At 52.7% G+C, this 22,173-nt stretch carries 20 protein-coding genes and 1 CRISPR repeat array (1 of these 21 only partly in view); of the genes, 4 read left to right on the top strand and 16 right to left on the bottom strand.

The window, feature by feature from the left end:
• Nucleotides 1–279: direct repeats of the CRISPR family, unit length 30 nt; unit sequence CTTTCAATTCTCTTAGAGTCTTATTGGAAC; it reaches 1,966 nt to the left of the window's first position.
• A 515-nt stretch (nucleotides 280–794) separates the two neighbouring features.
• Nucleotides 795–1,049 carry a CRISPR-associated endonuclease Cas2 gene (gene cas2, locus A3L12_RS06480; protein ID WP_088882860.1) on the top strand — a complete coding sequence of 85 codons (255 nt, stop codon included), beginning with the start codon at nucleotides 795–797 and terminating at the stop codon, nucleotides 1,047–1,049.
• A gap of 33 nt (nucleotides 1,050–1,082) precedes the next feature.
• Here the strand turns inward: cas2 and csa3 are convergent, their stop codons facing one another.
• The 15 genes from csa3 to A3L12_RS06405 all read right to left on the bottom strand — a co-directional run bounded on the left by csa3 (nucleotide 1,083) and on the right by A3L12_RS06405 (nucleotide 15,935).
• Nucleotides 1,083–1,763: a CRISPR-associated CARF protein Csa3 gene (csa3, locus tag A3L12_RS06475; protein ID WP_088882859.1), complete on the bottom strand. Its 681-nt coding sequence runs from the start codon at nucleotides 1,761–1,763 to the stop codon at nucleotides 1,083–1,085.
• On the bottom strand, nucleotides 1,732–2,352 hold the full coding sequence (locus A3L12_RS06470; protein WP_232462878.1) for a CRISPR-associated endonuclease Cas3'': 621 nt from the start codon (nucleotides 2,350–2,352) through the stop codon (nucleotides 1,732–1,734). The genes csa3 and A3L12_RS06470 overlap by 32 nt, the downstream gene beginning before the upstream one ends.
• A gap of 41 nt (nucleotides 2,353–2,393) precedes the next feature.
• Entirely contained in the window at nucleotides 2,394–3,953 is a 1,560-nt protein-coding gene (cas3, locus tag A3L12_RS06465) for a CRISPR-associated helicase Cas3' (protein WP_088882857.1), read from the bottom strand.
• Entirely contained in the window at nucleotides 3,950–5,158 is a 1,209-nt protein-coding gene (gene cas8a2, locus A3L12_RS06460) for a type I-A CRISPR-associated protein Cas8a2/Csx9 (RefSeq protein ID WP_088882856.1), read from the bottom strand. Before cas8a2 ends, cas3 begins: the two co-directional genes overlap by 4 nt.
• A complete protein-coding gene (cas5a, locus tag A3L12_RS06455) occupies nucleotides 5,148–5,891 on the bottom strand; it encodes a type I-A CRISPR-associated protein Cas5a (RefSeq protein WP_232462877.1) in 744 nt (247 codons plus the stop codon). Before cas5a ends, cas8a2 begins: the two co-directional genes overlap by 11 nt.
• A gap of 1 nt (nucleotide 5,892) precedes the next feature.
• Nucleotides 5,893–6,840, bottom strand: a complete 948-nt coding sequence (gene cas7a / locus A3L12_RS06450; RefSeq protein WP_088882855.1) for a type I-A CRISPR-associated protein Cas7/Csa2 — start codon at nucleotides 6,838–6,840, stop codon at nucleotides 5,893–5,895.
• Entirely contained in the window at nucleotides 6,840–7,190 is a 351-nt protein-coding gene (csa5, locus tag A3L12_RS06445) for a type I-A CRISPR-associated protein Csa5 (protein WP_088882854.1), read from the bottom strand. The genes cas7a and csa5 overlap by 1 nt, the downstream gene beginning before the upstream one ends.
• A 189-nt stretch (nucleotides 7,191–7,379) precedes the next feature.
• Nucleotides 7,380–8,360, bottom strand: coding sequence for a type I-B CRISPR-associated endonuclease Cas1b (gene cas1b / locus A3L12_RS06440; RefSeq protein WP_088882853.1), 981 nt, complete (start codon nucleotides 8,358–8,360; stop codon nucleotides 7,380–7,382).
• Nucleotides 8,361–8,363: 3 nt separating this feature from the next.
• The gene (gene cas4 / locus A3L12_RS06435; RefSeq protein ID WP_088883238.1) at nucleotides 8,364–8,876 is read right to left on the bottom strand and encodes a CRISPR-associated protein Cas4; all 513 of its coding nucleotides are present in this window, start codon (nucleotides 8,874–8,876) and stop codon (nucleotides 8,364–8,366) included.
• Nucleotides 8,877–8,926: 50 nt separating this feature from the next.
• Nucleotides 8,927–11,113, bottom strand: coding sequence for a CRISPR-associated helicase/endonuclease Cas3 (locus A3L12_RS06430; protein WP_088882852.1), 2,187 nt, complete (start codon nucleotides 11,111–11,113; stop codon nucleotides 8,927–8,929).
• Nucleotides 11,110–11,724: a type I-B CRISPR-associated protein Cas5b gene (cas5b, locus tag A3L12_RS06425; protein WP_088882851.1), complete on the bottom strand. Its 615-nt coding sequence runs from the start codon at nucleotides 11,722–11,724 to the stop codon at nucleotides 11,110–11,112. The genes A3L12_RS06430 and cas5b overlap by 4 nt, the downstream gene beginning before the upstream one ends.
• Nucleotides 11,725–11,728: 4 nt before the next feature.
• Nucleotides 11,729–12,817: a type I-B CRISPR-associated protein Cas7/Cst2/DevR gene (gene cas7i / locus A3L12_RS06420; protein ID WP_088882850.1), complete on the bottom strand. Its 1,089-nt coding sequence runs from the start codon at nucleotides 12,815–12,817 to the stop codon at nucleotides 11,729–11,731.
• Nucleotides 12,814–14,271 (bottom strand): type I-B CRISPR-associated protein Cas8b1/Cst1, encoded by a 1,458-nt coding sequence (gene cas8a1, locus A3L12_RS06415; protein ID WP_394335072.1) that lies wholly within the window; start codon nucleotides 14,269–14,271, stop codon nucleotides 12,814–12,816. The genes cas7i and cas8a1 overlap by 4 nt, the downstream gene beginning before the upstream one ends.
• On the bottom strand, nucleotides 14,240–15,034 hold the full coding sequence (gene cas6 / locus A3L12_RS06410; RefSeq protein ID WP_088882848.1) for a CRISPR-associated endoribonuclease Cas6: 795 nt from the start codon (nucleotides 15,032–15,034) through the stop codon (nucleotides 14,240–14,242). The genes cas8a1 and cas6 overlap by 32 nt, the downstream gene beginning before the upstream one ends.
• A gap of 202 nt (nucleotides 15,035–15,236) precedes the next feature.
• Nucleotides 15,237–15,935 (bottom strand): acetate--CoA ligase family protein, encoded by a 699-nt coding sequence (locus A3L12_RS06405; RefSeq protein ID WP_088882847.1) that lies wholly within the window; start codon nucleotides 15,933–15,935, stop codon nucleotides 15,237–15,239.
• Nucleotides 15,936–16,079: 144 nt separating this feature from the next.
• On the opposite strand from A3L12_RS06405, the gene A3L12_RS06400 reads away from it, so the two are divergent.
• Entirely contained in the window at nucleotides 16,080–17,378 is a 1,299-nt protein-coding gene (locus A3L12_RS06400; protein WP_088882846.1) for a DUF4139 domain-containing protein, read from the top strand.
• Here A3L12_RS06400 and A3L12_RS06395 read toward each other — a convergent pair.
• Nucleotides 17,375–17,608 (bottom strand): hypothetical protein, encoded by a 234-nt coding sequence (locus A3L12_RS06395; RefSeq protein ID WP_088882845.1) that lies wholly within the window; start codon nucleotides 17,606–17,608, stop codon nucleotides 17,375–17,377. The two genes, A3L12_RS06400 and A3L12_RS06395, sit on opposite strands and share 4 nt — an antisense overlap.
• An 86-nt stretch (nucleotides 17,609–17,694) precedes the next feature.
• Between A3L12_RS06395 and A3L12_RS06390 the strand changes: the two genes are divergently transcribed.
• Both A3L12_RS06390 and rgy read left to right on the top strand, forming a co-directional pair.
• The gene (locus tag A3L12_RS06390) at nucleotides 17,695–18,270 is read left to right on the top strand and encodes an SWIM zinc finger domain-containing protein (protein WP_088882844.1); all 576 of its coding nucleotides are present in this window, start codon (nucleotides 17,695–17,697) and stop codon (nucleotides 18,268–18,270) included.
• A 4-nt stretch (nucleotides 18,271–18,274) separates the two neighbouring features.
• Complete coding sequence (gene rgy / locus A3L12_RS06385) at nucleotides 18,275–21,940, top strand: reverse gyrase (protein WP_088882843.1); 3,666 nt, start codon at nucleotides 18,275–18,277, stop codon at nucleotides 21,938–21,940.
• Nucleotides 21,941–22,173: the final 233 nt, after the last annotated feature.

The following is a 22,173-nucleotide window of genomic DNA, read 5'->3' as shown; positions in this document are numbered from 1 at the left end:
CTTATTGGAACTTACATAGCTCCACGCCGTGCTTATTCTCGAGACGGTCTTTCAATTCTCTTAGAGTCTTATTGGAACTTTCCTTGAGTTATAAGGTTCCGACGGAAGGAGGGGACTTTCAATTCTCTTAGAGTCTTATTGGAACAATGAAGTATACAAAGGAGAGGGATTTCCGGAAGGCTCCTTTCAATTCTCTTAGAGTCTTATTGGAACAAAACTATATATATTTTGACGTCGTACATAGACCGACTTTCAATTCTCTTAGAGTCTTATTGGAACAGGCCGGATTTTTGCCCCATTTTCCTAACAACGTTATATGAGAGCCGGAACTATAAAAGCCTTTCGGTGAAGGGTCAATAAAAACTCCCTAAAAAGCCCCCAATTCGGGTCATCGTGTGGTCTCCCAGAACCGTTGAACCCTTTAAAAAACCCGGATTTCACCATGAACAAAAACGTCCACGAGACTTCCCAAGCTTTCCGAGAGGAGTAAAACAAAAATAAAACCTTTAAACACCTCAAAAATCAAAAAGACACGATTTCCACTGGGAGAATGCATAAAAGCTCCCCTGAAAGCCCTCCTCCCAGAACTTCGAAAAAATTCGTAACAAAAACTTAAAATTTTATAACTTTCTGTTAGATGATAACTTTTCATTACTAAAGACTTCCAGACTCCTGAAAAACCCCAGAATCGAAAAAGAACCTCCTTCAGAACCCCAAACCCGATAAGAACCTCTCAAAGCGAGTAACGAAAAACCTTCGAAAAGGTTAAACGTAAGTACACCAATATTCCCTTGATGTACGTGATCATCGTTTACGACGTCAACGTTTCGAGGGTTAATAAGGTTAAAAAGTTCCTGCGTCGGCATCTGCACTGGGTTCAGAACAGCGTCTTCGAGGGAGAAGTCACCATGGCGGAGTTCGAGCGCATAAGGGAAGGCCTCCGCGATTTAATCGATGAAGAGGATTCCGTTGTTATCTACAGGCTCCGCTCCATGCCCCGGAAGGAAGTTCTTGGAAAGGAAAAGAACCCGATCGAGGACATCATCTGACTTTCAACTCTTCGGTGGTTACTCCGGAGTCCCCTAAGGTCCCTCACATTCCGCCTCCATTAGCTTCAGATAGAGCCTGCCAGCCCTCGTAATGACGTATCTCGGGACGCGTTCGTTTAGCTTTCCGGTCTTTATCAGATGGTGCTCTCTCATTTTTCTCAGTTCGTTGCTGACGGTGGCGGGTGAGAGTCCTACTTTCTCGGATATCGTTCTCACGCTCTCGTTTCTTAAAAGTCCGCAGAGTATGTGCTCCCACCTCCTGTTCCTGGGTGCGAGGAAGGCCCCGAGCTCGATGGAGATGTATCCCGAGAGGTTCTCGAAATCACTTTCAACTATTACCCGGGCGTCCTTCAGAGTTAGCAACGCCAGTAACGTTGAGACCAAAAGCGGCCTCATCCCTCCGGAGAGAACCGCGAGTACGATCCTGTCGGATGGCATGTTCTCCTCGAGACCCTTCTTTATGAAGAGGACCGTATCCTCCCCATCCACCGGAACCTCGAGACGTATTAAACCCTCCTCCCCAACTATGGGGACGGCTATGTTCTCTATGGATTGAAGCGCGCTCAATGTTCTCTGCTCCTTCCTGTATCCCTCGGGCAGTATGGCCATCAGCCTGTCTCCCTCCTTTAACCCGGTAACGTCATCCTCTCTGTTTCTCACGAGGGCACGGATTATGAACTTCTCATCGAATCCCACCGGAAAGACAACGAGCAACCTCCCACCCCCTGACGGAGAGCGTTTCAAAGATCTCCCTGCCGAGGAGACTTCCCTTTCCACCCCTGTTGCAGGCCGCGGCGTAGTTGTCAGCCACGGTGATCGGAAGCAGGAATGCGTAGACGCCACGGAGGTTTTTTTGAAGAATCCCCTTAACATTACTCTGAAATCTCACCGGCTCAACCCAGTTCATTTCCCCGGGAATACTCTCACCGGACAGCTCCTCAAGTAAATGGCGACAGGTTTCCTCGAGCTTCAGGTCTGGTGGTTTTTTTGGTGTTTTACTCCTGACCCAGTCGTGGTGGTGGAGCATTATCGCCACCGATGCAACTCTGCCGGCCTCTCCGAATTTTTTCAGGACTTCCATCGCTATTACTCCCGAGTAGAACTCATGGAAAGGGAACTTGGATTTTCGCTTCTGGAAAAACTCGAGGCACTTGCCGGCATCGTGAAGAACGTAGGCCTTTCTCAGGAGGGTCTCCGCTTCTTCGGGCGTTACACCCACAATCCTGCCGATCAGGGAACCGTAGTTCCTTTGGAGGTATAATCTATCAATGAGCTCGAGACCTCTGGTGACGTGTTCCTTCATGGTTTCGATGCACTCCCCCTTCTCAAAAAACGCGCATCCCGTCATACTATCCCACGCTCCCGATCGTATTCTCCCACAAACACAACGTTAATATCTCTACCGAGGGCGATGTCCTTGGCTACAAGGTACGCATCGTTGAGGTCTTTGATCTCCCTCCCGGAGCCTTCGACGCTGAGCAAACCCTTTGAATAGAGCTCAAGAAGTTTCTTTGGAGTTATGGGAACGATTTCGCCGTTGACTGAAAGGGGAATCAAAAAGCTCCTCATGATGGGTTTTCCCTCAGCCATCATGGTCTCGATAACGCTAAGAACATCGGGGGCCCTCTTTTCCGGAGCCTTCATGAGGTTTAGAAGCTTTGCCTTGTGACTCCTGTCGATGATTCTGGTAACGTTGCTACGCTTTTCTCCATGAACCGCACTCACGATGTCCTGATAGGTTCCGGGAACGCGGGGGTGAATACCCTTTTCTTTCAGGAGTTTTAGGGTGGTCCCCACCTTCTCCTTTGAATAGGGCTGTGGGGGAGCATCGATTATTATGATCTCTCCTTTCTTATCCCCACCGTGCCGGGCCACCCTTCCGAAGCGCTGGAGGAGGGAGTTTATGGGCGCTGCATCTGTAACCATCACATCCGCCGAGAAATCAACCCCTGCCTCGATGGCCTGGGTTCCGATGAGGAGGAACTCCCCGTTCTTAAGCTCCCTGAGGCGTTCTATCACGCTTCTCTTATGGCCCGGTGTCATCCTGCCGTGGATGAGGAGTACCTTCTCGCGCCCTAATCCGATGTCGTTTTTGGCATCTTCATAAAGCTTAATCGCCCTGTCAACCGTGTTCACTATCACGGCGTTCCGCTTTTCTGGATCCACAAACTTCAGGTGATCATCTCTGGCGAAGCTTATTGAGAACTCCTTCCCGAGCTCACGTTCTATGAAGGGATCCCCTTCCTTAGGAGTCAAAATCCTGAAATCGTAACCGTTCTTTTTTGCGTACCCCTCAAAAAGCTCACGGTGTCCCCTCGAGAGGGTGGCCGTCATCACCACAACCGGAACCCCGTTGGAAGTAAGAAAATCAACGACCGCGTCGAAGGCCGTCACCATGGATTCGTCCTCGAGCAAAAAGTGGGCCTCATCGAAGATCACCAGCGAGGTTAAAATTGAAGCCTGAGTTAGATAATCGTATCCGAACTCCTTTCCCGCCTTTATCCGGTGTCTCTTCTTTGTGTTGAGCTTCAAAAGGTCCCACGTAAAGGTATCGGCAGTCGTTATGTTGAGAGGGAAGAGGTGGAGGAACTCACCGCTCGAGCCCATCATCTTTGTCCTCGAGAAGCCGAAGGTCTCCTCCGCGGTCCTTTGAATGTCCTCGATGATCGAACGCATCGGCAGAACGTGTATCACCCTGTCGAAGAGGGAGGCATCTCCAAGGGAATGCAGGGCCAGTGCAAAGCTCAGGAGTGTCTTACCGTAGCCCGTGGGTGCGTTGAGTATGAGGAAAGGTCTATCGCTGGAGGTTAAAAAATCAAAAGCCTCCTCCAGGAGGGGCCTTCTTTCGGGTTTGAACCCCTTAACCTCCGCCAGTCTTTTAAGAGCCTCCCGGTAGGCTTTCATACCAACACCCTCAGGTGTTCCTCCCACATGAACCCTCTGAGAACCTTTCTCAGCTCGTAACTTCCGCTTCCCTTCCCCTCCAGGAGACCCCTTCCCTGACGGAACAGCCTGAAAATGGTGTCCTCGATCAGCTTTCTGTTATCGCTGTTTATCGCCCTGTAAAGGTCCTTTACGAAGATGTAAGCGAGCATCTCTCCATCACCGCTTACGTTCTTCTGCAGTTCTTTCTCAGCAACGTCCACGAGGGCCCACAGGGGGTATTTCCTTACGGTTTTGCCCCGCTCTTTGAGCTCGATCGTTATCGGAGTTCCTCCGATACCCGCTCCCCCGATTCTATCTATGTAAGCCCTGAAGTATCCGTTCAGGCCCGAGAGGTTTAGCTGGACTGTCTTGAGTTCGGTGTAAACTTTTGTCTGTCGATCTGGCTTTTTATGTAAATGCAGTGTGAGGGGATAAACCTCCTCGGGTATGCTCGCGTTATCCTCAACCAGCTTCATAGCGAGCTTCATCTCGTAAAGCTCCTCGGTGGTGAAGGCAACCCTTCCCCTGATGGCCGCCCCGGTTACCGGCAGTATTCCCTTTTCAACGATGTCCTCCACGTCATAGGGCCAGAAACCTTCGATTCCCGGTTTTGTTATAAGGTAATGCATACCCCCAATGGAGCCGGCGAAGGCCGTGAAAAATCCGACGGCCATCAGGGAGAGCCACAGGGGATCGAGATGGATCTTTGCCATTTGACCCATCGTGGGGAGCATGAAAGTGCTCTGGCGTTCGTAATATTCCGGCTGCTTGATTATTGCCGGAAGCAGTGCCATCTCCCCGTTGTATTCCACGCCCAGATAGATTCCCCTTCTGTCGGTTCTAAATGCCCTCAAAGATTCCTCCGGGTCCAGAGAGCCGTTGCGGAGCAGTTCCACGGTCTCCCTTATCACGAGCTCGAAAACTTCACCATAGGTTTCCGGGGCTCCCCTGTTGAACCACGCCCTGAAGAGATTATCATAGGAACTCCGATCGTTCCTGCCCATCTTTGACGTGTGCGCCTTCATCCTGTCCCCCAGGGAGCGGAGTGCGTTTTCGAGGGAATCCGCCATCTCCTCACCATCGGGTTCGAGGCCGGCGTTCATAACGACCCATGACATTCCAAGGGACAGTAACTCCCGGGTAAGACCCTCGTAGGGATAGTTTTCGATCGCCTCAAGAATCAAGGATCAGCACCTCCCCCTCAACCTCTGCAGTGCGTAGATCTCCCCTAACCTTCACGCTACCCTCAGGATAGAACATCGCCATCCTCTTTGCCGTTGAGTGCTCCCCTATTCCAGAGCGCCATTCCACCACCGACTGCAGGGTTCCTCTCCCTTCGACTTCCACCCTCCTGAAGGGGAACGCATAGGAGGTTTCCACGATGCTGGCTTCCCCGATCTTCGCCTTTCCGGATTCAACCCCTTCAACGCTCACAACCGATTCCCTCGAACCGAGCCTTGTTATCCCCCAGAGGGCCCTTTCAATGTCCTTCAGGCTGTAACTGCTCCCAGAGAGCGCCTCTTCGTTGAGGAGGTAGACGGCAGTTATCTCCGGGTTAAATGCACCGTACATAACCCCCAAGGGAAAGGAGGTGACGGCGCTCTGGGCCTTTCCACGGTACAGGGTGTTGATCTTCAGGAGCGAACCGTAGAGCATGGGCTTTACAGACGTCTTCACGGTTACCCACGTGAACAGGTTCAGGACCTCCTCCGCGGCGCTTCTGAAGGTTTTCCCTTCGTAGATCGTCTCCCTTCTGTTCCCCTTCTGGTGGAGGAGGGGGTAGGCCACGGCACCGATCAGCGTGGTGGGTGGAACGTAGCGCAGTGCCATCCTCATCTTGCTCTGGGGCAGGGAGCGGAGGGCTATTATCCCCGTAGGCCGCAGGGTGACCTTAAAAAATTTGGTCAAGGGGATCACCTCAGAGGGTTTCCCCGTCATTCAGGTGGTCGATCACTTCCTTCAGGACTTCCTCCGGGACCTTCCCGTCCTCTGTGGTGGCTAAATATGTGGATTCGTTGAAGCCCTTCAGGACATCCAGCCTTCTCCGGGTCTTTTCAACGTAGTCGTCGTATATCGGCGATGTGACCACGAAGGGGTGCTCCGTAACGGTAACCACGAGCTCGGTTATGCCTCCCACAGGGAAGAAGCGCGAGAGCTTTGCCCCGAACTGCGAGGAGGAGAGCATTCTGAAGAGGGATTTGAGGGCCGCTTCGCGCCTCGCTTTTATATCCTCCTTCTCGAGTATCGGCTCTGCAGTTATTGCGCTCACCCCGATGGCGTCGAGGTCGAGGTTGAACGTGAACCCGTAAAGTGCCGTGCCCGTTTCGACGTAGTATATCATCTGCTCCGAGGCGTTGCCCTTTTTGCTTGAAGCATCCATCTGCGCATGCCTCGCGTGAAGCTGAGGCTCGGACGTGGCGAAGAGTGCCGTGGACTTGACGGGGAGTGCGTAGCTGACCTGAAACGCAGAGCTTCTTCTTACCGGTGGCTTTTCAGCGTAGAGAAATCCCCCAACGTCCTCGACGACACAAGATTTCACTATGGCTTCTTCTATCCTCTTAGGATCGTCTGGGATGGGATCGACCTTCTTCTGGAGGTGGACCCTGTTCATGGACTTGAAGAATTCTCCCTTTCTGCAGTCATCACACACGGGAAGGTTAAGCGACAGGGCCTCCCGGACGAGATGCTCCTGATAGGCATGTGCCAGGCTTTCTCCACTTATTGCCGGGACGTAAACGGTCTTAAGTTTTCCATCCTCCTCCACGAGGTACGGGACGCGTCTGTGCTTCCCGTAGTTGCCGGCCGTTTCCACCATGTTCAGGGCTTCCACGTTTGCCTCAAACCTAACCCCAAGGCTCAAAAACATCATTCATCACCTCCGTTGGTTTTCTTCTTTGAGGGATACGCGAGAGCCAGCGTTGAGATCCTCTTGGCAACCCCCACATCAGAACGCACATCCTCGAGAAAAGCTTTGATTTCCTCTTCAGAGGGAATGCCCGGTACAGGGATTTTTTTGCCCTCCTTCTCCACGTATCTTCTGCCTTCACTATCGACGGATGCACTCTCCCTTATGGACCTGAAGGCTCTAATGGCTTCAAAAAGTGCCACTTCCACGGATTCAGGGTTCAGGGCGTTCCCGATTCTGTCCACGTAGCCGAAGTTCTTCGTCTGGACGAAGAACCTCAGCATTTTCACTATCCCTTCATACTTCGACATGGAATCACCTCAATAACAATGGAAAGTAAGGTTTAATAAGCTTTTCGCTAAAAAGTGTTTATTAGGAAACGTAAAATGTTTAGAAAAAACTAAACACACTGCAATCGTTACGGTTCGGAAGATGTCCTGCAACTGCTCACCGGTCTGAAAAAGGAAAATTCCAGTGTGTTTAGATATTACTGAACAGCCTTAAAACCACGCCACCAGCGGCTCGTACTCCCTAACGCCAACGAGGTGCTTGATTAGTTTATAGGCTTCGAGCCTTATCAGGCGCTGCTTCGTAACGTTCTTCCCGAGTTTTGGATGCTTTACGCTGCCCGTCATCTCCGCGTTGAAGGCTTTTAGGACCCTTTTCTTCCCTTCGTCGTTGAGCAGAACGCCGTTGAGCTCTTCCCTGAAGTGCTCTTCCCCGATTATCCCCTGCTTCACCAGTCTGGTGGCGATGCGGTCGACGATTATGGGCTTGAAGATCTCGCTCAGGTCGAGCGCCAGAGAAAACCTCCTCTCGGCCGGCTCGTGAAGGTAGCTAACCGTCGGAACCAGCTGCGTGTTGTAGAGCTCCGAAACTATCGTCGCGTAGAGCCTCGAGTTTAGGAAGCTTATCAGGGCGTTCATCTCGTTCCCCGGCGGCCTCCTCAATCGCTTTACTATTCTGAACCCCTCGGGCATGTGCTCGTCCCACCTCGAGTAATAGCCCTCCCGTATCCTCGCCTCGACGTTCATGACCTCGGTTAGCTTTTCCGCCCCTTCGAGTTCCTCGAGGAGTTCCCTCAAAAGGTCGGAAAAGTCGCCATCTGTTTTCCAGCGCTTTAGATTCTTCTCCATGTTCAGCGCACTTCCCCGGACGAAAAGCCTCGCAAGTTTCAGGCGCTTTGCCGTGTCAAGATAATGTTCAGCCTGTCTGACGACCAGATCGCCGGAGTGCAGACTTTCCCTCGGATAGAAGGAGCCGTCGTAGTAGCCGTAGTGGTTGAAGAAGTGAAGGGCTATGCCATTCTGGGCCAGAAAGTGAAGGGCCTGCGAGCTTACGTTCACGTGGCCGTAGATGTAGATGTCGTAGATCCCCTCTATCGCGAGGGGCTTTCTTCCACGGGCGTTCTCAAAGTAGAGGGTGTTCTCCTTCCTGAAGAGGGTTCCATCCGAAAGAAGGGTTATCGAGCGCTTCCTCATCTTTCACACCCAGCAGAGTTCGTAATAGGCGCACTTCTTACACGCCCTTCTCTTTACGGGAGCGGGAGGCTCCGGCAGGGACTTTATCCTCTCAACCTCCCGGATGGCTTCCTCCACCTCAGCTTCCCTTCCCTCGAGGCTCAGCTCCTTCGTTTCCCTGAGCTTTGGATAGTTCAGGAAAGCCTTAGCGTTTATTCCGAACTTCCTGAGGTAGTAAAGGTAGTAGAGCGCCTGCATCTCGTGGGCCTTCTCCATGCTCCTACCCTTCTTGACCTCGTGGACTTCAACGATGTCGCCCCTCTTGATGAAATCGATGTTTATGAAGCCGATATTCACATCCTTCTCCTCATTGAAGTAGCTCCTCTCGTGAAGGAACCTGCCGAGATCGACGTATTCGCTTTCCTGCTCCATTGTGATGCCCCTTGAGAAGTACCAGAGCTTCGTGGGGCAGACGAAGAGGTAGTTTATCTCTATGCCGCGGATGCGGAGATCTTCTTCAGGATAGGCCACCTCCAAACTCCGACGCTTATCCGTTCCAACCCTACCTGTGAGGGATTTATCTGCAATCACAGGATCTCCTCCTCTTCAACCTCATCAAGAAGTCCAAGATCATGGCTGTACTTCAGGTTGGCTATAATCAGACGGTGTTTCCTATCGTAGTTGAAGACTTCTCCAAGGCTGTTCTTCAATGCAAAGAACTTCCAGTAGGGAATCGGCACCAGATAGCGGTTCACCTCGATACCCCTGCCCTTATCGATTAAATCGCTGACCTCACCGGCAAACCCAATCGGGACGACTTCAAGACCGTTGAACATCCTGTAAAACTCCTCTTCGCTTCCACCTCTTTTTAGTGGCTTCAGGTTTTCAAAAAGCTCGAAGGCAATTTTCCTCTTCCGGGACACCTCATCAACTATCCGATCTTTTACGGAAGAGTATGCTTCACTAACCAGCTCTGGAATTATGGATTCTCTCAGCTCCTCTCCGTTTAACCCTTCTAAAAGCTCAACGCTGCGTTTCACAACATCGTAGGGACTGTAAACCTTTTCATCCTTTTCAGAGCCCTCTGTTAGAACGTACACATCGGCTTTTACCCCGTCCCTCCATCCCTGCCTGTTCACCCTCCCAAAGCGCTGAATCAGGGCATCCATCGGGGCCGGTTCCGTCAGTATCGTTCTGAAACTTATATCCAGAGAAACCTCAACCACCTGCGTCGCCACAACAAAGTCATAATCAGCCAGGTTGCTTTTGAGTTTCCTCTCAAGCTCCTCTCTGTCCCCGTATGTGAAGCGACTGTGAAGGAGCATGACACGATAGTCCCGACTTAACTCTTCGTAAACCTGCATTGCCCGATCGACTGTATTGCATGCAATCAATGCAGGGGTTTCGCTCTTGATCTTCTCTACGAACTCCGTGAGATTATCTTCGATGCTTCCATCAACGATCCTGACCCTATGCCTCGTAAAGTCGTCCGCTTCCCCGGGGGAAACTATCAGCTTCCGTGGACTCAAAACTTCCGAAAATAGCTCCTCAATGAAATCCGGAAGTGTTGCGGACATTATCAGTGTTTTTGCCCCGTATCCCCTCAGGATTTCAAGCATCGCCATGATTATTCCCAGAACGTTCGGCTCGTAGGCGTGAATCTCGTCGAATATTAACAGGGAACCTGTGAGCTCAGTTAGGGCCATCTCAAAGAATCCAACTCCAAAGAAAGCCTTCATAACCTGAAATGGCGTGGTTACCTTTAAAGGCGTGAACATTTTCCGGTACAGACTGGAGAGGCGCCGGTATTCAAGATTCGAGGCGTAAAGATAGTATGTCGATGAGCTATGAAGCACCCCCGCCAGTTCTGGGCTTTTGAAGTACTTCAACATGCGTTCGTGCATGGCGTTTATGCTCGCCTTATAGGGCAGAACGTAGAATATTCTGCTTGAAATACCTTTTTTAGTCCCTCTGGCGTTTCTATCTGCCCATAAAAGGGCAGCCTCCGTTTTACCGTAACCGGTTGGGGCCCTGAGCAGCAGGTTTCCTTCCGTTTTCCATGCCTCCCTTTGAAGGGGCCTCCACCCTTCCTCCGGAATCCGGAGTTCCACTGTGCTCTTTACATCCGGTAGAAGGTTGATTCCAAGCTCTCCGGCAGAGGCAAGGTGATCGGAAGCGTTTAGAAGGCCCCTCATGAGGATAAGCTCATTTCTATAGTTCTCCACGTTCCTGTCGTACCAGTCCAAAAGGCTGTCGAAATCATATTCCCTGACCACTTCGATCCAGTTGTTTGGTAGATTGAAAATCCCGAGCTTCTTTCTAAAAAAGTAAAGCTCCCAGTATGGAACCCTTGGAAAGAACGCTTCCTCTAAATAGGGGGCGTTTTTTGAGAGTTCTTCAACTTTTTCCTCGAATTCGACCCTGTGCTCCCCGCTTGGAAGGAGTCCCTCAAGTTCGTCCAGCGTTTTGTGATGGGTAAGTACAGACAGGGCTATCAGGTTTTTATCATCCCCGGGGAGGTTGAGGAAAGAGGCAAAGGGGGCGGATAGGATTTCATGCCTGTATCCCCATTTCAAGGGGTTCCTTTGAAAACCGGCCGCACACTTTCCGATATCATGGAGGAGCAGGGAATAAAAGGAAAGCTTCCATACATCCGGAAAAATATCCTCCAGCCACTTAAAAGAGGATTTGATACTTTTGAGGACGTTTATTGCGTCGTTTACATGGCATTCGAGGAAGTCGTGGGGATTAAACTTGGCGAAGCATACTTTCATCCTCCCCACCTGTGGAGATAAACGCCGACTCCAAGCTCCGGATCGAAGAGTGTTTCTATGGGTCTTCCCCTCTTTTCAAAGGGCAGAACGACGAAGGGCTTCACAATACTTGCTTTTCTGGGAACGGTTGAGTAGTCGTATTCGACGACGAGGGCGTGCACTATTCCCGGGATCCCGAGTTCAATTGGAACAAGGGTTCCGCTTAAAGGTGCCCTGCCTTCTTCCAGTTCTGTGCGCTTTACCTCTTCGACCGTCGCTATATCACTGGAACGGCCGAGGAGGAGCTGGTACTTTGGTTTCTTAAAGTAGCCTGCCCATTCATCCGGCAGGTAGAGGTAGAGTTCTGCATTATGGAGGAACTCTCGCTTTATCACATCCGTTTGAACCTTTCCAATGGCGTATATCCTCTCGAGGTCGATGGCGGTACCGTTGCTCTTAAAGATGTAACCGACGTATGGGAGTTTCGTTAGATATACCGGTTCTCCCTTTGCTGCTGAGAGTATCCCCTGGATCGTGGACGGTGGTGGAACTGGAAGGGTTGGCTGGTAACCCGATTGGAAAGTTGGAAAGCGAAAGGAGGCCGTCCAGGCTTTAAGTTTAACCCTTATCATCTGCTCACCCGTAATAGGCTTCGATTTCCTCCGCGAATTGATCGATGGCTTCCTTCACGGTACCTTCAACCACTTCAAGTCCGCTCTTCTTGAGTGTCTCAACGATTTTTTCGGCGTCCCATCCAAGGGAGTGCACAAAGCCACCGTCGTAGCCGACGTAGAGTTTTGCACCCTCGGGAATAACATCCTTAAGGTCGGAGATTCTCCCAGCAAGAACTTCCGCGTCGAACTTTACCTCCCCCTTCTCCTCGAGGATTATATCGCTTATGAATGGGTTTATCCCCCCGTCCACGTTGAGCAGCAGGACAAATTTGGGCGTAACGTCCGTATGGTATGCTGTCTGCTTTGCCCCTCCTGTGAGGAAGCGTAGGGCCTTGATGGTCTCGGAGGCGCGTTTCTTCCTGACGTCCGCGGGCATGAGCCATTCTCCCTCTCCTTTTTTCACGTTGAATTCATCGGCCAGCTTCTCCATGTCCTCTATCTCCTTAACTATCTCCTCGGTTCCCCGCTTGGGTTTACCGCCCTTACCTTTGGGAACGTCTTCGAGGGTTAGCAGGTTCTTGAAGCCGGCCTTCTGTATCACCGTGAACCTCCCCACGGACTCAAGGTCGAGGGAAAAGGCCCCCTTGAAGACTGTGGAGTAGAATTCCTGGCTGTAAGGAACGGGATCCCCTTCGTGTCTCGATGCGTAGCCATCATCGGTGGTTAGAGCACTCCTATCGGGCAAAACAGACACAAGCGGGGTGTTCTTGAGCGGGGAGACTCTGGTGACGCTTACGTTTATTTTGCCTTTTTTAAATGCTCTCATGTAACCGAAGACGTCATCGTCGGGATATTTTATCGGATTCGCCGCGGTGAAAACCTGCTTTTGCTCACGATAAAGCGGGGAAAGCTCCCAGTTAAAATACTCCTTGAGGGTTGTCCTCCACCAGTAGCGCCACGCCTGCGGGGAAACGTATGGATAGCGGTTCCTTCCCCGTCTGAAAGTTTTAACCCTCGTTACGTTCCTGTCGGCGAGACTCGTGTCTATACCGAGCATGTTTAGGGCCGAGTGGGGCGCGTCTATCAAAACCAATCCCGTTGCAAACCTCATTCTTCCACCTCCTCCAAACCGTATACCTCTTCGGATTCCTCTTCCCCAACCTCCTCGAGGGTCTTCATCAGTCTATCGTGGAGTTTCTCGTATATTCTGAACAGGAGCAGGTCCCTAACCGTTCTCCACGAGACGTTCAGATCCTCCCCGTAGGAGGTTAGAATAGTCGCAAATTCGTCAAAGGTCATCAAAGGCCCCTTCACTCCAAGCCTCTGGCGGAGCTTTTCCGTGTTCACAAAAAAGGCCTCGAACTGATATAGCTTCTCAGCTCTCTCAAGCTCCATAACGCGCTTTGAGAGCTGGTTTTCGGGGAGCTTTTCAATGGTCTCCACTATCCTGTCTCCTATGGACTTAACAAACTCAAGGGCATCCTTATCCAAACCCAACACCTCCGAGCAGTAAAATTCGAGTAGGGCCCACTTTGAATTGGCAAGACGGTTTTTTCTGTCCGTGAAATAGTAGAGGATGCTCTCGCCGCTGAGGAGCTTTGAATAAACCTCGTTAGAATACCTCCTCTCGTAATCCTCAAACTCCTCTTCACTCGGTCTCTTCCTCCAGCCCAGTGAAACTATCCTTCTCCATCCCTCCCTATCGCGGGTTGCTGCATAGGCTACGAAACGAAGGACCGGTGCTGGAACGTGTATTATCTGCAACTCTTGGCTCTGGTTGTTGTTCACAAAATAGTACAGTGTTATTGATGCATTTTTCCAGAGCTCACGGTTTTCTGTTTTTCTTACGATCTCGCCCACTTGGCGGAACAGAAAGTTTTCCGGCCATTTAAAGTTCCGGGCAGTGGATGCCAGCATGCTCTTCTTCACATCTCTCAACGCCTCGGAATGCAGTTCAAGGGTGAGTTCGTAGGGATGTGCGTGCATCACAAGAACCCGTCCGAGCCGATATGCGATGAGCGGAAGGAACTGGACGAGGAAGAGACAGCGCGGGCATACGTTCGCCCCATCCTTCCCTGAGTGGAAGTAATTCCTCATACCCCCCGTTCCCACAAGTGGAAAGTCGGAACGGTGGACGGGTTCTACCCTTGAATGGCCCCTCCCGCAGATCTCGCAGATCGGAGCTTTAGGATCCTCGGGTTCATTCAGGAGGTTTAGAAGGTTTTGAGCTATCGCCTCCGGAGTTCTCTTTTTGGCCATGCTTGGATTTGCCATGAGGATGCCGCTGTTGGGCAGCATCATCGCGTGTATGTATCCTGAGCTCCATTCTTTCCTTGCGTAAAGTTCAGAGGCGAACTCAACCGCTTTCCTAACGTCCTCCTCGGTCAGTTCCTCCGGAGAATCCTTCTTTGAGAGAAGCAGCAATGCCACCAGCCCTGCATCTACGAAGGGATGCCCCGTCCATTGGAAGAGCGGGGCTTTTTTGGCGTGTTTTTCCGGTTTACGTTCGGGTGAAGACGGCCCTATAAATTCGTCAAGCTTCTTTTCGTTTCCTATCTCGTCCACCCCCTTCTGAGCTTTTTCTCCCTCTTGATATCCTCTTACCCCCATCAAGCTTCACCATGCCGAAGCCTATCGAGTTCTTCTCTCCGAAACCGGCCAGATAACCCGCTCTTAAGAGCCCCTCATCTCCCATTGCCCGAAACACGAGGTGCCACGCTATCTGGTAAATCCCGGGCTTCACCTGAAAGCGCTTCGGCTTTGCTTTGAGGACTTTCATCTCGAATTCTTCGGGTGGGTTAAGGCCGAATATCTGAAGATGCTTCTCGCGGAGATTTTCCTTTATGAGCTCGTAGAATTCCGGTTCAGTTGGACCGAGATCGTAGCTCCTCGGTTTGCCGAACTGAGCTCTTTTGGTGGTTACCGCTATGGGGGAGAGCGTTACGAACCTTTTCCCGCTGAGCTTTTGAGGCTCCGCAAGGGCCTTTACCTCCTCCACGGTGAACTTTTCACCCCAGAGCTCCACCTCCGGGTTCTGGAGCAGGCCGGTGATGAAGGCCTCGGCTATCTCCGGAACGGCCGTGGAGAAGTAGAAGAACCCCCTCCTGTGGCCGATGAGACCGCTCCTATCCTCCGCGAGGTTACGCCTCTCGGCCATGAAGAGGGAGAAGGTGAAGAGCTTGGGGACCTTCGGCGAGTGCAGTTTCAGGCTCAGGTCCGGGTTGACCCGCTGGACCCTCCGGTAGAACAGTCCCTGAAGGCTGTGCTGGTGGTTGAAGGGGATCTTGAAGGGTTCACTCTCCGGCCGGAGTCTTATTACAAATCTCAATGGATCACCCCATTAAACGATGTGGATTGTCCATAAAAGTATGCGCTCGAACTTTATAACATTTTCCATTCCCGGAGGTACATAGGGATTTATCCGGACGTTCCGAAGGGTGAGGATTAAAGGAGGTAAGCGTTGTTAATCCCACGGACCGGAGGTTAAGGAAGGAAGAAGGGTAATGCTGAAGAGAAGAAAAGGAAAACCCTCAAAGGAGCATCCTCGCATCGACGGCAACCGCGGAGTCCTCGTAGGCGAAGACAGGGTTGATGTCGAGCTCCTTAATCTCAGGGAGTTCAAGTGCAAGCTCCCCGACCTTTGTGATGATTTCCGCCAGTGCTTCGACGTTAACGGGCTTCTCTCCGCGCGCTCCCGCGAGGATCGGGTAGGCCTTTATCTCCTTAATCATGTCGAGGGCCTCTTCCTTCGTTATCGGAGCGACCCTGAAGGAAACGTCCTTGAGTATCTCGACGAAGATGCCACCGAGACCGAACATTATGGCCGGACCGAACTGCGGGTCCCTTATCATACCGATTATGACCTCCTTGCCGAGCGGGAGCATTCTGTAAACGATGACGCCCCAGAGGTCCGCATCCGGCTTGTAGTTCTTTGCGTTCTCCATGATCTTCCTGAAGGCTTCCCTTGCCTCCTCATCGCTCTTTATGTTGACCTTGACACCGCCGGCGTCGCTCTTGTGGATTATCTGCGGGGAGACTATCTTCATGACGACCGGGTAGCCTATCTCCCTTGCGAATTTAACGGCCTCCTCCTCGGTGGTGGCGACCTTAAAGTCCGGTACCGGAACGCCGTACAGCTTCAAAATTTCCTTGGCCTCGGGCTCAACGAGCGGCCTGTTCTCGGCCCTGGCCTTCTCTATTATCTCCTTTGCCTTTTCGACCCTGTTCATGCAGATCACCCCGTTAGATTGACATTTTTCAATCCATCCGGGGGGTTAAAAGGGTTTCCATACACCGGGTTTCGCTTCCAGTGGCGTTGAAGCGATGTTCGGGGTATAAATACCATGAAGCCCAAGGGGTTACTGGTGATCGTGATGAAGGGTAAGATACTGGCCGGCGTCCTGGGGATGCTGGTGGTTCTGGCGGTTTTTTCCCTTCACGGGGGAAAGGCATCGGATTCGAGCAGTACCGTGGTGCTGTACAACTCGGTTAAGATCGGCGTTGTTGAGAGGGTTGTTGAGGTTGAGCTCGGGGAGGGCATGAACGACGTTCCCCTCGAGGAGCTGGCCGGCCTGGACATAGCGGAGGTGACCATCAGACCGCTCGATGAGGGCGTTACCGTCCTCGGAGTCTTCAGCAGGGGCGGGGGAGATGCCTACAGCGCCAACGTTGGAAACGATGTGGAGGTAAAGCTGAAGAACGGAGAAAAGGTGGCAGGTAAGTTCCTCGGCCTCAGGGAAGGAAAGATCGTTCTGGAGGGGGACGGCTACTACCTCATAAACCCTGAGGAAGTGGCCTACTTCAGGGCCCAGAACCTAGAGGGAAAGGCGAGCGTTTACGCGGTTCTTCGCGCGGAGAAGGCCGGAAAGTACAACGTGAGCGTGATCTACCGCGTTGTGAACATGGACTGGGAAAGCAGGTACAAGCTCTACCTCGGCGAGAAGGCGAAGCTTTACGGCTACGTCGTCGTCAACAATCCGACGGTCCAGAAGTTCGAGGATGCCCGGGTTCTCCTCGTTGCGGGTGATGTGCAGCTTTACCAGAACCTTCCACGCCCGGGAGACCTTTACACCCTCGCCGAAAAGGGAACTCAGGAAGTCAGCGTCGGCCAGCCCGAGAAAGTGGAGGCCTTCTACCTCTACAGGCTTGGGGTGGTGGACCTGAATCCCGCCAGTACGATGATGTACCCCTACATAAACTTCGAGGCCCCCTTCGAGAGGGGGTACCTCTACGAGAGCTGGCCCTACAGCAGGGAGGGGGCGGTTTACGAGTCGGTATCTTTTAAGACGGAGAAGGTCCTTCCGGCCGGAATCGTCGAGGTGTACCGGGAGACGGAAGACGGATCGCTCCTCATCGGCGAAAGGGCCATCGAGCACACGCCAGAGGGGGACACCCTCAGGATAGGCATCGGCAGGGACTACGACCTCAAGGGGAGCACAACGGTCCTCGAGGAGAAGCACGATAAGGATTACTCCTACTACAAAATAAAGATAACCCTCGAGAACCTTGGAAACGGGACGAAAACCGTTGTCGTCAGACACCACAAGCGGGGCAGGATCCTGAATTCGAGCGTCGAGCCCATCGACGAGACCGCGAGCTACGTGGAGTTCAGAGTTACTATAAACCCCGGAGAAAAGAAGGAGATCGTCTTCGACTACAAGAACCGCTATTAGCTCTTCCGGAGCGTTATCTCGAACCTCTTTTCTCCCTTTGTTACCTCGAGGACGAGGCTTCTGTCGTAGTCCACGAACTTCGTGCTTAGAATGTTGTAGCCTTCGCCTCTCAGGAACTCGGCCATCTTTAGACCGAGATCCCCATAGAGCTCAGCCGCCATGGTCGCCATGCTGGCCTCCTTCACGCCGAGCTCATCGTGGTAGCGTCTCGCGAGTTCAAAAACGTCCATGACCATCACCGGTGTAATTACGCGCGAGGGAATAAAACGGTTGCGGTCGAAAGGCTTAAAGATTAGCCACCAAAGTAAGGGGTGCCATGGACGAGAAGACGCTGAAGAAAGGGGAGCGCTATTACAGGGCCGGAAAGGTCCTCTGGGTGGTCAAGGTTGGAAACAGGCTCTTCTCCAAGGTTCTGGGGAGGTACCCCTATTACGTGGAACTGAACGTCGAAACCGGGGAGAACAGATGCACCTGCCCGCTCGGGGGGGACTGCAAGCACGTGGGGGCCGTTTTGAAGGCCTATGAAGAGGGTTTCTACTTCGAAGCTCTGGACGGACACGCGGAACTGTTTCCGGAAGCGGTTGCCATGGAGTTTCTGGCCGAAGTGCCCGAGTTGGCGCTCGACGTTACCCTCAAGGAGCTTTCCTTTTCCCTGAGCACGGACGAGAGCGGGAGCGAGTCTGCAAGACTCTTCCGCAGGGCCCTGAAGCTCGTGAGGATGACCGGGAGGAGAGAAGCCCTGCACGTTCTCGAGGAAGCCCTCGAGGATTACAGACACGTCTTCAGCGACTACGAGCTTTCGGAGAAGCTTGAGGCTGAACTGAGGGAGCTTAAGGCATCGCTCGAAAACCCTTATAAATCCCGAAGAGGCAATCGGACGTTCAGAGGGTGAGAAAATGAAGGCCATCTACCGCGGAATGTGCCCGAACTGCCTCGACAGGATCTCCGATGAGAGGCTCTACATGAAGAATCCGTGTAAGGAATGCCTCGATGAACCCCTTCACGCTGACTCCTACTTCGATCTCGTTTCTGCGGTTAGAAACGCCCTTAAACTCAGGGGGACCCTCAAAGAGTGGGAGAGGATCTATTCTCTGGAGAAGGACCTCAGAGAGATCGAGGAGTTCTTCCGCCGGGCCACGGGGTTCACCTTCTGGAGTGCCCAGAGAACGTGGGTAAAGCGTCTCCTCAAGGGGAGGAGCTTCTCCATCATAGCCCCCACCGGAATGGGCAAGAGCACCTTCGGAGCTTTCATGGCCGTGTGGTACGCCAGCCGGGGAAAGAAAAGCTACATAGTCGTCCCGACAACACCCCTCGTCCTCCAGACGGTGAAGAAGCTCCGGACGATAATTGACAACTCGGGCCTCGAGGTGAGGGTGGCTTATTACCACGGCAACCTCCGAAAAAAGGAAAGGGAGGAGATGCTGGCCCTTATCCAGAAGGGGGATTACGATGTACTCGTAACCAGCTCCCAGTGGCTCGCGAGGAAGTTCGACGAGGTTCTCGCCGGGAGGCGTTTTGACTTCATCTTCGTCGATGACGTTGACGCGTTTCTGAAGGCGAGCAGGAACATAGACCGCTCCCTTTTCCTGCTCGGCTTCAACGAGGAAATCATAGGGAAGGCCTGGGAGATAGTCCGCCTCAAAAAGGAGATGAGTCGCTACCTAAACGGCCGTGCCAGTGACAGGGAGGAAAAACTCAGGGAGCTGAACGATAGGATCTCAAAGCTCCAGCTGGAGATCGAGGAGTTCAGGAACAAAAACAACGTCGGGGCGATGGTCATCGCCTCGGCCACCGGCTCCGCGAGGGGGGATAGAATAAAGCTCTACCGCGAGCTCCTCGGTTTCGAGGTCGGAAGCGGCCGTTCGTCCCTGAGGAACGTCGTTGACACCTACCTGAAGCCGGAGAAGGACATAAAGGAACACGTCGAGGAGCTCCTCCAGCGACTCGGAAGGGGAGGGCTGGTATTCACCCCCATCGATCAGGGGCTCGGCTACGCCGAAGAGCTGGCGGAGTACCTTCGCGGGAAGGGCTTCAAAATCGAAGTCGTTAGCTCGAAGAACAAAAATGCCATAGAACGGTTTGAGAAGGGGGAGGCGGATTACCTCATAGGCTCGGCCGCCTACTACGGTTCCCTCGTGAGGGGACTCGACCTCCCCCACCTCATACGCTATGCGGTCTTTACGGGCGTTCCAAAGTTCCGCTTCAGCGTGGACCTCGAAAGGCCGACCATATACCGCACCCTCGGTTTGCTGAACGAGGTAATGGACTTCCTGAGCGACGAAGACAGGAAAGAAGCCGAGAGGCTCCACGCAAGATTGAGGCGCCTAATCCGCAACATTCCAAGCTTCCAGATCCTCAAGATAGAGGAGGCACTGGCGGAAGGCCTGCCTCTGGAAGACGGGTTCCACAACCACGTCCTCGGTGTTTTCAGGAAGACGGTCGAGTTCCTCAGGAGGGTCTTAAAGGACGAAGAGGTGCTCAGGAAGCTCGCCGAAGACCCCTTCGTAAGCCTTAAGGAAGAAGGGGGCAAATGGTACATCGAGATCCCCGATGTGAGGACCTACATACAGGCCACCGGAAGGACGAGCAGGCTCTTTGCGGGGGGAATAAGTCAGGGACTCAGCGTCCTGATAGTGGACAACGAGAAGGTCTTCAACGGCCTTCTGAGGCAGATGCGCTGGCGCTTCACGGAGTTCAGGATGGTACCCTTTGAGGAGCTCGACCTCGATGAGGTTCTCAGGAGAATAGACGAGGACAGGGAAAAGATAAGGCTCCTGATGGAGGGTAAAATAAGCTCGAAGGCCAAAGATCTCGTGAAGTCCGCCCTCATGATAGTGGAGAGCCCGAACAAGGCCAGAACCATAGCCGGTTTCTTCGGCAGGCCCAGCAAGACGAGGATAGGCGATCTGGTTGCCTACGAGGTGAGCATAGGGGACATGATGCTGACCATCCTCGCGAGCGGCGGGCACATGTTCGATCTCGTAACGAACGAGGGTTACCACGGTGTTCTGCTGGAGGGTGAAGCCGACCGGATGAAGTTCATTCCGGTCTACGACACCATCAAGCGCTGCAGGGACTGCGGTCATCAGTTCGTTGACTGGGAGGAGAAGGGCGTATGCCCGAGATGCGGAAGCAGGAACGTCTACGATGCCACCCAGAACGTGAAAGCAATGCGCGAGATAGCCGGAGAGGTGGACGAGATACTGATAGCCACGGATCCCGATACGGAGGGAGAGAAGATAGCGTGGGACATAAGGAACGTGCTCTCTCCCTACGCACCGAACATCAAGCGCATAGAGTTTCACGAGGTAACGAGACCGGCCATAATGAAGGCCATCTCGGAGGCGAGGGAGGTTAACGAGGGGCGCGTCAATGCCCAGATAGTAAGGCGCATAGAGGACAGATGGATAGGCTTCGAGCTGAGCCAGAGGCTCCAGAGGGTTTTCGAGAACCACAACCTCTCCGCCGGAAGGGTTCAGACGCCCGTTCTGGGATGGATAATAGAACGCTACAAGGAGTTCACGGAGAGCGAAGTTTACTTCCTCGGGTTAACCCTTGAAAACGGCCTCAAATTGACGATAGAGCTTGGAAAGGACGGTAAGGACGTCAAGGTTCCGGAAGAGGTGATCGTTGAGGACGTTCAGCTTGAGGAGAGGGAGATCAACCCGCTTCCACCCTACACCACGGACACGATGCTTAAGGACGCCTCAACCTTCCTGAAGCTTTCGGCCCCCCAGACAATGCGCATAGCCCAGGACCTCTTCGAGATGGGTTTGATCACCTACCACAGAACGGACAGCACCCACGTGAGCAACACCGGAATAGAAGTGGCCAAGGAGTACATTACGGGGGAAATCGGCGAGGAATACTTCAAACCGCGGCCGTGGGGGAAGGAGGGAACCCACGAGGCCATAAGACCCACCAGACCCATAGATACCGGAAGGCTGATGAGTCTCGTCCGCGACGGCGTGATCCAGCTCCCCAAAAACCTCACGCGGGACCACTATCGCCTTTACGACATGATATTCCGCCGTTTCATGACGGGTCAGATGAAGGCGGCGAAGCTCATCATGGAGAGGGCCGTCATCAACGCCATCGCCGGAAAGGCAGAGCTCGAGGGCTACGTTGAGGTTATCGAGGATGGCTGGACGAAGCTCCGCTCACCCCCCTTCAGACAGCTGCCGAGACTCGAAGCCGGGGCGAGGCTCAGGGTCGTTGAATCCAGAAAATGGAAGGCGCCCAAGGTTTCCCTTTACACCCAGGGAGACGTGATTGCACTGATGAAGGAAAGAAAGATAGGACGCCCCTCGACCTACGCCAAGATAGTGGAGACGCTCATAAAACGCTACTACGTCATCGAGACCCGCGGGAGGAAGAAGCTCGTCCCCACCGAACAGGGGGTGAAGGTCTACCACTACCTCGTTAGTAAGTACAGAGACCTCGTTAGCGAGGAAAAGACGAGGGAGCTTGAGGAAATAATGGATCGAATCGAAGAGGGGAAGGCGGATTACGAGGAGGTTCTCGGAGGGCTCTACGAGGAGATACAGAAGTTCCTAACATGATATCGTTGTGTTAAAAGATCCGGCAATGGATTGCCTGAGGTTACATTTATCCCTTCTTTTTATCCGGTTTTCATGCCTTTATGTTGGGTTGTAGGTTTGCTCATCGGTAAAACCAAAACTTTTAAAACCTTTTTAGTGGTAATCCAAATGTATAGCTATACAACGACAGTAACATCCGGTAGAGTTATCCCGGGGTAACCCCGGTAGCATAACCGGAGACACTAATGACACGG

Origin of the sequence: Thermococcus sp. P6, assembly GCF_002214525.1 — an archaeon.
GTDB lineage: Archaea > Methanobacteriota_B > Thermococci > Thermococcales > Thermococcaceae > Thermococcus.
Note: the sequence above shows the minus strand (reverse complement) of the source record. Positions and strands in the feature narration are given on the sequence as shown.